Below are 11491 nucleotides of genomic sequence, written 5' to 3' on the forward strand. Positions count from 1 at the left end.
CGCGCTGGCTTTTCGTCCAGCATCCCTGCGCCCCTAGCGGCGCGGCTTGTCCTGCTGCTGCGGCTGTAGCGACCAGTCGGGCACGCTTTTCGGCATGGGGGACACCATCTGGGCCCGCTTTGGCCGCGATTGCTCGATCTTGCCGGCCGTCAGCTGCGCCGTGAGCTGGAGGTTCTTCAGGTCCCGATCGTTGATCTGCTCGTTCGGGCTGAAGCTGAAGCAGCACAGCGTGCCATAGACCGAACCGTCCTTCATGACGATCGGCGTGCTCAGGTGCGTTCCGACGGGAATATCGGTCTTCAGGCCCGCGGTGGCGGGATCCTTGCGCGCATCCTTCACCAGTTGCGGAATCCGGCCGTCCACCACACGCTGGCACCAGGTTTCTTCGAGCGGATCACTGCCGCCTTCGTTCAGTACTTGCTTGCCGGCCGGATTGGCTAAATGGCGAAAAACCCGTCTTCCGTCCACGAACTCGGAGACGAAGACCACGTCCATTTTCATGCGCTCGCGCAGGAGCTTGAGCACCTGCGGGATGGAAGTGTCGAGTTCGGGATCGGCACCATCCGACGTGGCGACGAGAAGTTCAGACACCTTGACGGTCAGTTCGCTGTCGTCAAAGTCGTTTTCATGCAGTTTGACCATTCAGCAACGCACTCCTTTTTTCGGGAGTGTAAGCAGGTTGTGAAACGACACGATGACGTGGGTGTTTCCGGATGTCAACGCGGGTTGTCAGCGCTTTCTGCAAAAGCAGCCGAGCGCATGGTCGTCCACCATGCCGATGGCCTGCATCCAGGCGTAGACGATGGTCGGGCCGACGAACTTGAATCCCCGGCGTTTGAGTTCTTTCGAAATCTCCTCGGACAGCGGCGTGACGGCCGGCAGCGTCTTGCCATCGCCCTTGATAACCTTGCCTTTGGTGAACGACCAGCAGAACGCGTCGAAATCCTCGCCGTTCTTCATCATTTCGTTGTAGATCTGCGCCCCTTTGATGGTCGCTTCGATCTTCGCGCGGGCGCGGATGATGCCGGGGTTGCCCATCAGCCGCTCGATGTCCTTCTCGCCGAAGCGCGCCACCTTGACAGGGTCGAACCTCGCAAAAGCTTCGCGGAACGCCTCGCGCTTCTTCAGCACGGTGATCCACGACAGCCCGGCCTGGAATCCCTCGAGCATGAGCGTCTCCCACAGCATGCGCGGGTCGTGCTCGGGCCGGCCCCATTCCTCGTCGTGGTAGGCCTGCATGAGCGGGTCGCTGCCGGCCCAGGCGCAGCGAATCAAGGGTTGTTGCAATTTCATGCAAGGATTGTGGCGCGGCCGTGAGATATTTCCGCCGCTTTCTTCCACTCATCGACCTCTCCTGACAAAAGCGCGACATTTGGCACCGAAGCCGGCAAAATGACGGCCGAAGAGAAGAGATGGCCGGCGCGCAAACATCGCCGGCACCAGAACACGAGGGAAATCACGATGAATGGAAAGAAATGGGCGATCCGCGCCGGCATCCTGCTGGCCGCGCTGGTCGTCTTGCTTGCATGCGCCATCGCATTTGGCCTGTGGTCCGCAGACCGCAAGATGAACCGGCAGGTCGTCATCGACGTCCGGGGCGTCGCATTCCGGGACGACGCTGCCTCCGTCGACCGCGGCAAATACCTCTTCGCCTCGCGCGGCTGTGTGGACTGCCACGGTGCGGCAGGCAATGGCCGCGTCTTCCTGGACGACGGTGCCATGCGCATCACGGGGCCCAACATCACGCAGGTGGCCGGTGGTGTGGTGGCTGCGTATGGCCCCAAGGACTGGGAGCGCGCCATCCGCCACGGCGTGAATCCACAGGGGCGCCCGTTGATGATCATGCCCAGCGAAGACTACAACCGCTTCACGGATGACGACCTCGCTTCGCTGGTGGCCTACGTCCGCAGCCTGCCTGCGGTCGCCGGCGAAAAAGGCGAAGTCCGCTTGCCGGTGCCCGTGCGTGCGCTCTACGGCTTCGGGATGATCCAGGACGCAGCGGCCAAGATCGATCACACGCTGCCACCCGCGCAGCCCGTCGCCGAAGGCGTGACGGTCACCCACGGCGCTTACGTGGCCAACATGTGCCTGGGTTGCCATGGCGCGAATCTCGCCGGTGGCAAGGTGCCCGGCGGACCGCCGGACTGGCCACCCGCTGCCGACCTGCGCGCGGGCAGCGCTGACATGGCGCGCTATGCCGATGCCAAGGCTTTCCTGCAGATGTTCCGCACCGGCAAGCGCCCGGACGGCACGCCGATCAAGGTGATGCCTTTCGAATCACTCAAGGCGATGAACGACACCGACGTCAACGCGCTGCACCTGTACCTGACGCAGAAACGCTGAAAGAAAGCGAGAAGCCAGCTCAGCCGCCTTCGACCAGCGCGATGCGGCGACGCGCACGCGCCGCGCCCTCGGCATCGCCCGCCTTCTCGGCCAGTCGGGCCTGGACACCCAGCCACGCCAGCAGCGGCCGGCGCCAGCCTTGCGCGGACGCTGTGTCCACCGCTGTCTTCACGAGGTCGGGGGCGGCCTTCGAAGCCCGGAACGCCGCGCCCGAAGCCACAAGGCGGGCCAACGGGTCTTCGATGGCCTGGACCTGCGCGGCGCCGACATCGCCACTGCCCGCAAGGACGACTGCCACAGCACGATGCTGCGGGGGCAGCAAGGCAATGCCCTGCGGCGTTGACTTGCCGGCGATGTAGTCGGCATAGGCCCGCTCTGCGGGCGAGGCATCGGCACTCAGTTTTCCGAAGCCCTCGCAGGCATCGAACACGAGCGCGGCCGTGCGCGCAGCGCAGCGGGTCAGCTCCACGCGCGCGACCACGTCGACCTGCCCGGTGCTTGCGGCTTCGCTCCGTGCACGGGTGAACTCGGCAAGCTCCACGCGCGAATTGCCTTCCAGCCAAGCCGCGACGCTCCGCTCGAGCGCGCCCTTGGCGTTCATCTGCCAGTCCGGCGCCGGCGGGCTGGACGAGCAACCCGCCAGAGCGGCCATCGCCACCACAGACGCAACCGATGCCTTGAACCATGCCCGCTTCATGGCACCTTCACCTCGGTGTCGCGGGCGAACGGCCACTTGCGGTTGATCTCGTTCACCAGCGCATCCACCTTGCGCAGGCTCGACTCGACGTCCGCACGCAGCAGGCCGAGGTCTGCCGTCGCTGCGCGCGCATTCGCGCCCACGCCCTGGGCTTCGACCAGCACCGCGTCCACCTTCTTCAGGCTTTCACGCGTGTCCGACAGCACGCCATTGAGCTGGATGACCGTCGCGCGCACTTCCTTCATCACGCCTTCGGGGCCGAAGACCTGCGTGTCGGTGCGCGCGACCAGCGAATCGGTCTTCGCGGCCAGCGCGTCCATGCGAACCAGCAACGCGTTGGTGTTGTCCAGCACGGAGATGAGCTTTTTCGTCTCGGCATCGCCACCCATCAGCACGCCCAGGCCGCCGCCCGGGCCCTTGAGGCGGTCCGTCACGGCCTGCACGTTGGCGAGCGTGGCGTTCAGCGGCGCGTCCTGCGCGGTCATGTTCGACAGGTTCTGCGCGAGATCGCGCACCGTGCCCATCAGGCGCGGAATCTCGGCCGCGAGATCACCGGCCAGCACGTCGCGCTGCGCGCCGTCGGGCAGCGGCTCGTCCTGCAGCATGCCGGTGAAGGCGCGCAGCTTGGGCGCACCGACGATGCTGCGCTCCAGCGTGAACACGCTCGACTTGCGCAGCCACTTCGAATCCTTGGAAGCCACGTCGATGAGGATGCGCGCCTTGCCCTCGTCCGCCAACTCGATGCGGCGCACGCGGCCGATGGGAAAGCCCGAGAACGTGAGGTCCATGCCGACCACCACGCCGTCGGAGTCGTCGGCCACCAGCACGAGGCGCTGCGTACTCTCGAAGACACCCCGCGCATACAGCAGGTAGAGCCCCGAGCCGACGACGAGCACGGCCAGCAGCGCCAGCAACAGGCCGGCCTTGAACTCCAGGTTCTTCACCTGGGGCGTTGCATCGTCGGGTATGTGGGGTTCGGTAGACATGTCAGGAATAGTTGCCAACGAGCGAAGCGACCTCGACCAGCAGGATCACCGCGAACATGCGCACGATGCCGTGCAGTTCGACGCGGCTGCGGCTCATGCGCGTGGAAGCATCGTACAGCGATGAAGTGAGCGGGATGAGCGAGACCGCCAGGCTGAAGAAGATGGTCTTGAGCGTGAAGATCAGGCTCACGCTCGCATTGAACACCTGGCCGACGCGGCGCGTGTATTCCGGCAGGCCCGACAGCACGAAGCCGTAAACGGTGAAGTACGCCAGCATCAGCGTCGCCACGCAGCTGATGGCCACGAGCATCACGCAGGCGAACACGCCGGCCACCGCGCGCGGCATGAACTCGGTGGCAACGGATTGCAATGCAGGCGCCGTCCCGGGCTCCAGGACCCCGTCGCCAGCGGCGCGCGCGTCGGCGGACACCTGCCGGGCCTGCTGCTGTCGCCGCGCGTAGAGCCCGTCCGCCATCGGGATGCTGTAGCGCAACGCCACGAACACGGGCGCGGACAACGGCAGCAGTTCCAGCACCAGCACACGGATCACCGCTTCCAGCGCGTACTGCGACAGCCCATAGTTCAGCGCCGTGGCGACCACGATGCGGATGATGATGAGGCTGACCAGCGCCACCAGCAGCGTGAACCACAGCAGGCTCGGCGCAGTGCTCGCGTAGATATGCCGCGCGACCTGGCGGCGCCCCTCCCGCCGCCAGGTGGACGGTGTGAGGACGAGCACGAGGATCATGGCGGCCAGGACCACCAGGCGTCCCCAGCTGGCCAGCCAGCGCGCGGGCCCGCGCACGGCGTCGTCTGCCAGGGGCCGGAGCGATGGAAGCGATGCCATGCGGACATGATAGCCAGCGACTGCGCACCAGTCGCGAACATCCACCGCCCCAAGTCCGTACACAAATGCCGCATTGCGCACCACAGGCGTACAGGCGCATTTTTTCTTCAACCGTTTCGCAGTTTTCAGCCACAAAACTATTGCGAAACTTCGACAAATACTTATAGTGAATAACTAATTAATCGAAATTTTCAGAAATACCGATTTCATGTCTGTTCGCTACCGCCCCTTTCCCTTCGGCATCCAGCGCGTGAAGCTGCGCGACGGCGTGGGGGGCGTGCAGTACTTCGAAGCCGATCACCCGCTGCAAGACTACGCAACCCGCATCACCGACCGGCTCGTGCACTGGGCCCGGGAAGCGCCACAGCGCACCTTCATTGCGCAACGCGTGCGCCAGCCGGACGGCACGCTGGGCGACTGGCGTCACCTGAGCTACGGCGCGGCGCTCACCGGCGCGCGCTGCATCGCGCAATCGCTCATCGACCGCCGGCTCTCCGCGGATCGGCCGGTCGCCATCCTGAGCGGCAACGACATCGACCACGCGCTGATCGCACTCGGCTGCCTGATTGCGGGTGTGCCCTATTGCCCCGTCTCGCCCGCGTATTCGACGCTCGGCGATTTCGGCAAGCTCAGGCATGTGCTGAACACGCTCACGCCCGGCCTCGTGTTCGCCAGCAATGCCGGTCTGCATGGCGACGGCATCGAAGATGCAGTGCCTCTCAACGTCGAAGTGGTGCTGTCACATGGCCTGCTCAAGCGCCGAGCCGCCACGCCCTTCAGCATGCTGCTGCAGACACCGGCCACCGACGCGGTGGACGCTGCGATGGCGGCAACCGGACCTGACACGATCACCAAGTTCCTCTTTACCTCGGGCTCGACGAAGCTGCCCAAGGCCGTGATCAACACGCACGGCATGTGGTGCTCGAATCTGCAGCAGATGCGCCAGTCGCTGCCGGCGCTGACGGAAACACCGCCGGTGCTGGTGGACTGGCTGCCATGGAACCACACCTTCGGTGGCAACCACAACTTCGGCCTGGTGCTTTACAACGGCGGCACGATGTTCATCGACGAAGGCAAGCCGACGCCCGGCGGCATCGGCGAGACGCTGCGCAACCTGCGCGAGATTTCGCCCACGGCCTACTTCAACGTGCCGACCGGCTTCGAAGCCATCGCCAACGCGATGAAGACGGACGAGCAACTGCGCCGTACGCTGCTGGCCCGCGTGCGCTTCTTCTACTACGCCGGCGCCGGCCTCGCCCAGCCGGTGTGGGACGCACTGCACGCCACGCAGGAAGCCGAGATCGGCGAGCGCATCGTCATGGGCACCGGGCTGGGCATGACCGAATCATCGCCGTGCGCCCTGTTCTTCACCGACGAGCACGTACGCTCGGGCGACGTGGGTGTGCCGGTGGCCGGCTTCACGGCGAAGCTGGTGCCCATCGATGGCAAGGTCGAGATTCGCTACAAGGGCCCGAACATCACGCCAGGCTACTGGCGCAACCCGGAAGCCACCGCCGAGGCCTTCGACGAGGAAGGTTTCTTCCGCACCGGCGACGCGGTGCTGTGGATCGACCCGGCCAACATCAGCAAGGGGCTGAAGTTCGACGGGCGCATCGCTGAAGATTTCAAGCTCGCCACCGGCACCTTCGTGTCTGTCGGCCCGCTGCGCGCAAAGATCACCACCGCAGGCGCGCCCTACATCCAGGACGTCGTGCTCACCGGCATCAACCTCAAGGAGATCGGCGCACTCGTCGTGCCGACTGCTGCGGTTCGCACGCTGGCGGACCTGCCCGCTGATGCATCCCTGCAAGCCGTGCTGGAAAGCGCGCCGGTGCAGGCCCACTTCCAGAAGGTGCTCGACGGGCTTGCCGCCTCGGCCACCGGCAGTGCCAACCGCGTCGCGCGCATGCACCTGATGCACGAACCACCGTCGCTCGACAAGGGCGAGGTCACCGACAAGGGCTCCATCAACCAGCGCGCCGTGCTCAAGCACCGCGACGCGATGGTGCAGGCGCTGCACGACGGCAACCTGCCCTTCACGCTGGTCCCGTTGCCCTGAATCCAACAAAAGACCCGCACGGAGACGAAACCTTTCCCGCCTTCTTCCCGCCTTTTTCCCGCTTCGCCAACCTCTTCGCCAGGAGTTTCAAATGTCGCACTCTCCCCTCAACCCCCCGGTCGGACGCCGTGACGCGCTGAAGGCGCTAGGCGGCATGGCCGCACTCGGAAGTTTCGGAAGTCTCGCCAGCCTCGCACCGCTGCAGGCGCTCGCCCAGGCCGTCTCCGGCACCACGCGTGTCGTCATCGGCTTTCCGCCGGGCGGCACGGTCGATGTCGTCGCGCGCCGCATCGGCGACAAACTGGCCGGCGGCTACACCAGCGGCCCGGTCATCGTCGAAGGCAAGCCCGGCGCGGGCGGCCGCATTGCCTGCGAGTTCGTGAAGAACGCGCCGGCCGACGGCGCCACCATGCTGCTCACGCCCTCGTCGATCATGTCGGTGTTCCCCGTGATCTACAAGGACCTGCGCTACGACCCGTTCAAGGACTTCAAGCCCATGGCCAGCGCCGGCATCGTGATCCACAGCCTCGTGGTGAGCTCGCTCGTGCCCGCCAGTGTGAAGAACCTCGACGACTTCGTGGCCTGGGCCCGCGCAAACCCGAAGGACGCGGCGTACGGCTCGCCGTCGCCCGGCTCGATTCCGCACTTCGTCGGCGCGGCGCTCGGCATCCACGCCAACCTCGACTTGCGCCACATCGGCTACCGCGGCGCGATCCCGGGCCTCAACGACATCCTGGGCGGCCAGTTGCCCGCCATGGTCGTGCCGATCGGCGACGCCATGCAGTACTACAAGGCCGGCCGTCTGCGCGTGCTGGGCATCTCCAGCGCGCAGCGTTTCCCGCTGGTGCCGGACATCCCCACGTTCGCCGAGCAGGGCTACAAGCACATGACCTCGGGCGGCTTCTACGGCTTCTTCGTGCCGGCCAGGACGCCGGACAGCGTGATCGCCGCCGGCAACGCCGCCATCAACCAGGCGCTCACCGACCCGGGCGTCGCGCAGACCATGGCCAACATGGGCCTGATCGCGCGCCCCGAGACGCCCGCGTCGCTCGCCGCAGCGATGAAGGAAGAGAACGAGTACTGGGGCGGCATCGTGCGCAGGGTCGGCTTCACCGGCGAATCCTGATCCAGCGCAACGCAAAACGCGGACGGACGGCCTGAGGCGCTGTAGCATCCGGCCATCCGCTTCGCGCCCGTCATGCCCAAAGAAACGCCCTCGGTCGACAAGGTCGACATCAGCTACCTCGAAAACCTGGTGGGCTACAACGCCCGCCGCGTGTCGCTCTCGCTCATCGATGTTTTCGTGCAGCGCATGGCCGAGCTCAGCTTGCACCCGGTGGAGTTTTCGGTGCTGATGCTCATCACGCGCAACCCGGGCATCACGTCGAGCCAGCTGTGCGCGGCGCTCGGCATGAAAGCCCCCAACCTCGTCGGCATGATCGGCGCGCTGGAAAAGCGCGAACTGGTCATGCGCAAGCCGCACCCGCAGGACGGCCGCGCCATGGGCGTGCACCTCACGCCCGCAGGCCGCAAGTTCATGGCGCGTGCAGAAAAAATCTCCGACGACATGGAAGCGCAGATCGCGCAGAAGCTGCCCTCCACCGAGCGCGCGACCCTCGTTCGCCTGCTGCAGAAGCTGTACCTCGATTGACCACGCAGGCGGATAATCGCCACCCGATGCCTCCCGATCCGCAGTCCCTCCCTACCCCCGACGCTTCCCAGCCCGACACTGCGCCCCCCGGCCGGCCCAGCGACCTTACCGACCTCTTCATGTCCATGACCATCCTGGCCCTGCAGGGCTTCGGTGGCGTGCTGGCCGTCGTGCAGCGCGAACTGGTCGAGAAGAAGCGGTGGCTGACGCGCGAGGAATTCGTCGAGGAATGGGCGGTCGCGCAGATCCTGCCCGGCCCCAACGTGGTGAACCTCGCCCTGATGCTCGGCGACCGCTACTTCGGCCTGCGCGGCGGGCTTGTCGCGGTGGCCGGCATCTTCGCGGCGCCACTGGCGCTGGTGCTGATTGCCGGCGTGTTCTACGTGCACTACGCCGGTCACCCTGCCCTGGCCGGCGCGTTGCGCGGCATGGGTGCCGTCGCTGCCGGCCTCATTGCGGCCGTCGGCCTCAAACTGCTGGGCGCGCTGCGCCTGCATCCGCTCGGCCTGCCGCTCAGCATCGTCTTCGCCGTCCTCTGCTTCATCGCGGTGGCCATCCTGCGCTGGCCGCTGGTGTGGGTGCTTCTCGGGCTGGGCGGCGTCGCCTGCGTGCTCACCTGGAGGAAGCTCAAGCCATGAGCATCACCCTCACAGCGGCCGACTGGTTCACGCTCTTCCTGCACTACACCTCGCTGTCGCTGCTCGCCGTGGGCGGCGCCATCACCACCGTGCCCGACATGCACCGCTTCCTGGTGGACAAGCAGCACTGGCTGACCGACGCGCAATTCACCGCGTCTATCGCCATCGCACAGGCCGCACCGGGGCCCAACATCCTGTTCGTTGGCCTGCTCGGCTGGAACATCGGCATGAACGCAGGCGGCATGGGCCTCGGCCTGCTGGGCATGGCCATCTCGCTCGCCGGCATCCTGCTGCCCAGCACCACCCTCACCTATTTCGCCGCGCGCTGGATGTACCAGAACCGCACAAGGCGGGCCGTGCGCGCGTTCAAGCAAGGCATGGCCCCCATCGTCATCGCGCTGCTCGTCGCCACCGGATGGGTGCTGGGCATGGGCAGCGGCGGGGCCGAGCAGGAATGGCGGATCTGGCTGCTGTCTGCCGTAACGGCGCTGATCGTCTGGCGCACGCGCATCCACCTGCTGTGGCTGCTGGGCGCGGGCGCAGTGCTCGGCATCATGGGATGGGTGTGAAAGCCCCGGCAAAGCTCTAGTCAACAGACAGCGCCGTCAAATTGCCCAGGAAGAAATCCATGGGGATCAGTTCGACACCCCAACCGCCTTCTTCACCCAGTGTCGCAGCCGGATGCATGGCCGCCAGACTCAACGCCTCCTCACGCGTCGCCGCGTCGATGATGAACAGCCCGCCCACCAGTTCCTTCGACTCGATATAAGGCCCGTCACTGATCTGCGGCTTGCCCGCGCGCGGACGCAGCGTCATCCAGTCCTTCGACTCGCCGAGCGACGCCGACACCAGAACCTTGCCGGTGGCCCGCATCTTCTCGTCCAGCGGCGGGCATTGACTCACCAACGCCTGCACATCCGCCGGGGACATGGCAGCGAATTTCTCAGGAATGTAATAGGCAAGGCCGAGGTATTTCATGGCTGATCCTTCCAGATGGTGATGCCTTTATGACGAAGCGGCAAGCCGGAAATAGACAGGCGCCGGGAAATTATGTCCGGCCGCGAATCGCAGCATCAAGGCGGTTTTTGCTTTTGAACTTAGGTGGGTACGATGTCGGCTATCGGCCAGAAGCGGACATTCAAATGCAGTCAGTGGAGACGCCGCGTTACGTCAGAGCTACCCTGCTAACCACACTCGCCGTGGTGGCCCTGCCTTTGGTCTTCTTCTCTGCGGCGTATTGGGACTACCAATCTGCAGCATGGGATCCAACTGACGACTCAGGTGCCGTCCAAGGCTACGCGGTGCTGTTCTTCATTGCGGCACTTGCAGTGTTGTATGTCGCCCTCGCATTTCCAATCGTTGGCCTAGCACTTCACCGCGCCAACCGACTGGTTGCCGAACCTTTCATACGCTCTCTGGGTAAATTGCTTGCAGCGATTTCCGTCCTTGCTGGGATTATTCTGGCGGTGGCATTCGGCGACTTTCGGATCGCTATACCCGCCGCGTTCTTGATTTGTTACGCAGTCGCCATACTGTCATGGCCGTTCGCACATCTTTGGCTTTGGATTGCCAGGCACCCTACATAGTGCCATGCTGCATTCGCAATAAGATGACGCCTTTCGGGACACTCAATGGCGCCTCAATCCACAGCCACATATGAGCCAGAGCCTGCAAAGCTTTGGCGTCGCGCCTTCTCGCGGACAGTCGACCTTGTTTTTCTGGGTGTATGTATCGTCTTTGGCCTCTATGTCGCTCACAAAGCTTCCATAGAGTTCTACCCGATGAATGAGTTTCTGGTGTGGTTGATTGTCCTGCTGAGCGAGGTGGTCGTTCCACTCACCACGGGCGGCGCCACACTTGGCCGCATGGTTGCAGGCTTAGCGTTGGTGGGTGAAAACGGATTGCGCCCGACTGCGTGGCAACACGTTGCCCGAGTAGCCACTCGAATTGGTCTCTTCGCGATATTTGTAGTGCTGGTCTCATACGAGAGCGAGCTACTTGCGGTGCTGTTCGTCGTTGTCATTGAAGGATGCTTCTGTACATTCCAGAAGCGTCGACAGACGCTTAGCGACCTCGCCTCAAGAACTGTTGTGATTCGCCGAGGCGCGAAGCTGTTGACTGGTTAAATTCCCATGTCTGCTTCGGGCCGAGGCTGTGTGCAAACGCGCAGTAGCCGCTCGGCATTGAAGTCCTGACCGACCATCACCTCTCATCCAGTGCTTTGAGGTGCCAGAACGGCGATTTGGAGCTTCATGAGGCCCCGTTTCGCC

At 64.7% G+C, this 11491-nt stretch carries 14 protein-coding genes; 8 read left to right on the plus strand and 6 right to left on the minus strand.

What is annotated here, in order from left to right; translation table 11 throughout:
* Positions 1 to 33 precede the first annotated feature (33 nt).
* Both ACO2Q9_RS19270 and ACO2Q9_RS19275 read right to left on the minus strand, forming a co-directional pair.
* Positions 34 to 642 carry a GAF domain-containing protein gene (locus ACO2Q9_RS19270; RefSeq protein WP_423313750.1) on the minus strand — a complete coding sequence of 203 codons (609 nt, stop codon included), beginning with the start codon at positions 640 to 642 and terminating at the stop codon, positions 34 to 36.
* 87 nt (positions 643 to 729) lie between these two features.
* Complete coding sequence (locus ACO2Q9_RS19275) at positions 730 to 1293, minus strand: DNA-3-methyladenine glycosylase I (protein ID WP_423313751.1); 564 nt, start codon at positions 1291 to 1293, stop codon at positions 730 to 732.
* A 168-nt stretch (positions 1294 to 1461) separates the two neighbouring features.
* Between ACO2Q9_RS19275 and ACO2Q9_RS19280 the strand changes: the two genes are divergently transcribed.
* Positions 1462 to 2343 (plus strand): c-type cytochrome, encoded by an 882-nt coding sequence (locus tag ACO2Q9_RS19280; RefSeq protein WP_423313753.1) that lies wholly within the window; start codon positions 1462 to 1464, stop codon positions 2341 to 2343.
* 19 nt (positions 2344 to 2362) lie between these two features.
* Here ACO2Q9_RS19280 and ACO2Q9_RS19285 read toward each other — a convergent pair whose 3' ends face one another.
* Genes ACO2Q9_RS19285 through ACO2Q9_RS19295 form a run of 3 tightly spaced genes read right to left on the minus strand, consistent with a single transcriptional unit; the run spans position 2363 to position 4873 of the window.
* Positions 2363 to 3040: a hypothetical protein gene (locus tag ACO2Q9_RS19285; RefSeq protein ID WP_423313755.1), complete on the minus strand. Its 678-nt coding sequence runs from the start codon at positions 3038 to 3040 to the stop codon at positions 2363 to 2365.
* The gene (locus ACO2Q9_RS19290) at positions 3037 to 4026 is read right to left on the minus strand and encodes an MlaD family protein (protein WP_423313757.1); all 990 of its coding nucleotides are present in this window, start codon (positions 4024 to 4026) and stop codon (positions 3037 to 3039) included. The genes ACO2Q9_RS19285 and ACO2Q9_RS19290 overlap by 4 nt, the downstream gene beginning before the upstream one ends.
* 1 nt (position 4027) lies before the next feature.
* A complete protein-coding gene (locus ACO2Q9_RS19295) occupies positions 4028 to 4873 on the minus strand; it encodes an MlaE family ABC transporter permease (protein WP_423313759.1) in 846 nt (281 codons plus the stop codon).
* Positions 4874 to 5081: 208 nt separating this feature from the next.
* Here ACO2Q9_RS19295 and ACO2Q9_RS19300 point away from each other — a divergent pair, with 208 nt between their 5' ends.
* The 5 genes from ACO2Q9_RS19300 (at position 5082) to ACO2Q9_RS19320 (ending at position 9790) form a co-directional block, all read left to right on the plus strand.
* A complete protein-coding gene (locus tag ACO2Q9_RS19300; protein WP_423313761.1) occupies positions 5082 to 6932 on the plus strand; it encodes a feruloyl-CoA synthase in 1851 nt (616 codons plus the stop codon).
* 91 nt (positions 6933 to 7023) lie between these two features.
* Positions 7024 to 8058, plus strand: a complete 1035-nt coding sequence (locus tag ACO2Q9_RS19305) for a tripartite tricarboxylate transporter substrate-binding protein (protein WP_423313763.1) — start codon at positions 7024 to 7026, stop codon at positions 8056 to 8058.
* A 72-nt stretch (positions 8059 to 8130) separates the two neighbouring features.
* A complete protein-coding gene (locus ACO2Q9_RS19310) occupies positions 8131 to 8583 on the plus strand; it encodes a MarR family winged helix-turn-helix transcriptional regulator (protein ID WP_423313764.1) in 453 nt (150 codons plus the stop codon).
* 119 nt (positions 8584 to 8702) lie between these two features.
* The gene (locus ACO2Q9_RS19315; RefSeq protein WP_423313766.1) at positions 8703 to 9221 is read left to right on the plus strand and encodes a chromate transporter; all 519 of its coding nucleotides are present in this window, start codon (positions 8703 to 8705) and stop codon (positions 9219 to 9221) included.
* Positions 9218 to 9790 (plus strand): chromate transporter, encoded by a 573-nt coding sequence (locus tag ACO2Q9_RS19320; protein ID WP_423313768.1) that lies wholly within the window; start codon positions 9218 to 9220, stop codon positions 9788 to 9790. The genes ACO2Q9_RS19315 and ACO2Q9_RS19320 overlap by 4 nt, the downstream gene beginning before the upstream one ends.
* Before the next feature lie 16 nt (positions 9791 to 9806).
* On the opposite strand, the gene ACO2Q9_RS19325 is transcribed toward ACO2Q9_RS19320, so the two are convergent.
* Entirely contained in the window at positions 9807 to 10199 is a 393-nt protein-coding gene (locus tag ACO2Q9_RS19325) for a YciI family protein (protein ID WP_423313770.1), read from the minus strand.
* A gap of 29 nt (positions 10200 to 10228) precedes the next feature.
* On the opposite strand from ACO2Q9_RS19325, the gene ACO2Q9_RS19330 reads away from it, so the two are divergent.
* Both ACO2Q9_RS19330 and ACO2Q9_RS19335 read left to right on the plus strand, forming a co-directional pair.
* Positions 10229 to 10807, plus strand: a complete 579-nt coding sequence (locus tag ACO2Q9_RS19330; RefSeq protein ID WP_423313772.1) for a hypothetical protein — start codon at positions 10229 to 10231, stop codon at positions 10805 to 10807.
* Positions 10808 to 10852: 45 nt separating this feature from the next.
* A complete protein-coding gene (locus tag ACO2Q9_RS19335; protein WP_423313774.1) occupies positions 10853 to 11347 on the plus strand; it encodes an RDD family protein in 495 nt (164 codons plus the stop codon).
* Positions 11348 to 11491 lie beyond the last annotated feature (144 nt).

The organism is Variovorax sp. VNK109 (assembly GCF_049445855.1).
Lineage (GTDB): Bacteria > Pseudomonadota > Gammaproteobacteria > Burkholderiales > Burkholderiaceae_C > JAGOCV01.

Coding starts and splice junctions, on each gene's coding strand:
- ACO2Q9_RS19270 (WP_423313750.1), bottom strand. CDS start 642: ATGGTCAAACTGCATGAAAACGACTTTGACGACAGCGAACTGACCGTC.
- ACO2Q9_RS19275 (WP_423313751.1), bottom strand. CDS start 1,293: ATGAAATTGCAACAACCCTTGATTCGCTGCGCCTGGGCCGGCAGCGAC.
- ACO2Q9_RS19280 (WP_423313753.1), top strand. CDS start 1,462: ATGAATGGAAAGAAATGGGCGATCCGCGCCGGCATCCTGCTGGCCGCG.
- ACO2Q9_RS19285 (WP_423313755.1), bottom strand. CDS start 3,040: ATGAAGCGGGCATGGTTCAAGGCATCGGTTGCGTCTGTGGTGGCGATG.
- ACO2Q9_RS19290 (WP_423313757.1), bottom strand. CDS start 4,026: ATGTCTACCGAACCCCACATACCCGACGATGCAACGCCCCAGGTGAAG.
- ACO2Q9_RS19295 (WP_423313759.1), bottom strand. CDS start 4,873: ATGGCATCGCTTCCATCGCTCCGGCCCCTGGCAGACGACGCCGTGCGC.
- ACO2Q9_RS19300 (WP_423313761.1), top strand. CDS start 5,082: ATGTCTGTTCGCTACCGCCCCTTTCCCTTCGGCATCCAGCGCGTGAAG.
- ACO2Q9_RS19305 (WP_423313763.1), top strand. CDS start 7,024: ATGTCGCACTCTCCCCTCAACCCCCCGGTCGGACGCCGTGACGCGCTG.
- ACO2Q9_RS19310 (WP_423313764.1), top strand. CDS start 8,131: ATGCCCAAAGAAACGCCCTCGGTCGACAAGGTCGACATCAGCTACCTC.
- ACO2Q9_RS19315 (WP_423313766.1), top strand. CDS start 8,703: ATGTCCATGACCATCCTGGCCCTGCAGGGCTTCGGTGGCGTGCTGGCC.
- ACO2Q9_RS19320 (WP_423313768.1), top strand. CDS start 9,218: ATGAGCATCACCCTCACAGCGGCCGACTGGTTCACGCTCTTCCTGCAC.
- ACO2Q9_RS19325 (WP_423313770.1), bottom strand. CDS start 10,199: ATGAAATACCTCGGCCTTGCCTATTACATTCCTGAGAAATTCGCTGCC.
- ACO2Q9_RS19330 (WP_423313772.1), top strand. CDS start 10,229: ATGACGAAGCGGCAAGCCGGAAATAGACAGGCGCCGGGAAATTATGTC.
- ACO2Q9_RS19335 (WP_423313774.1), top strand. CDS start 10,853: ATGGCGCCTCAATCCACAGCCACATATGAGCCAGAGCCTGCAAAGCTT.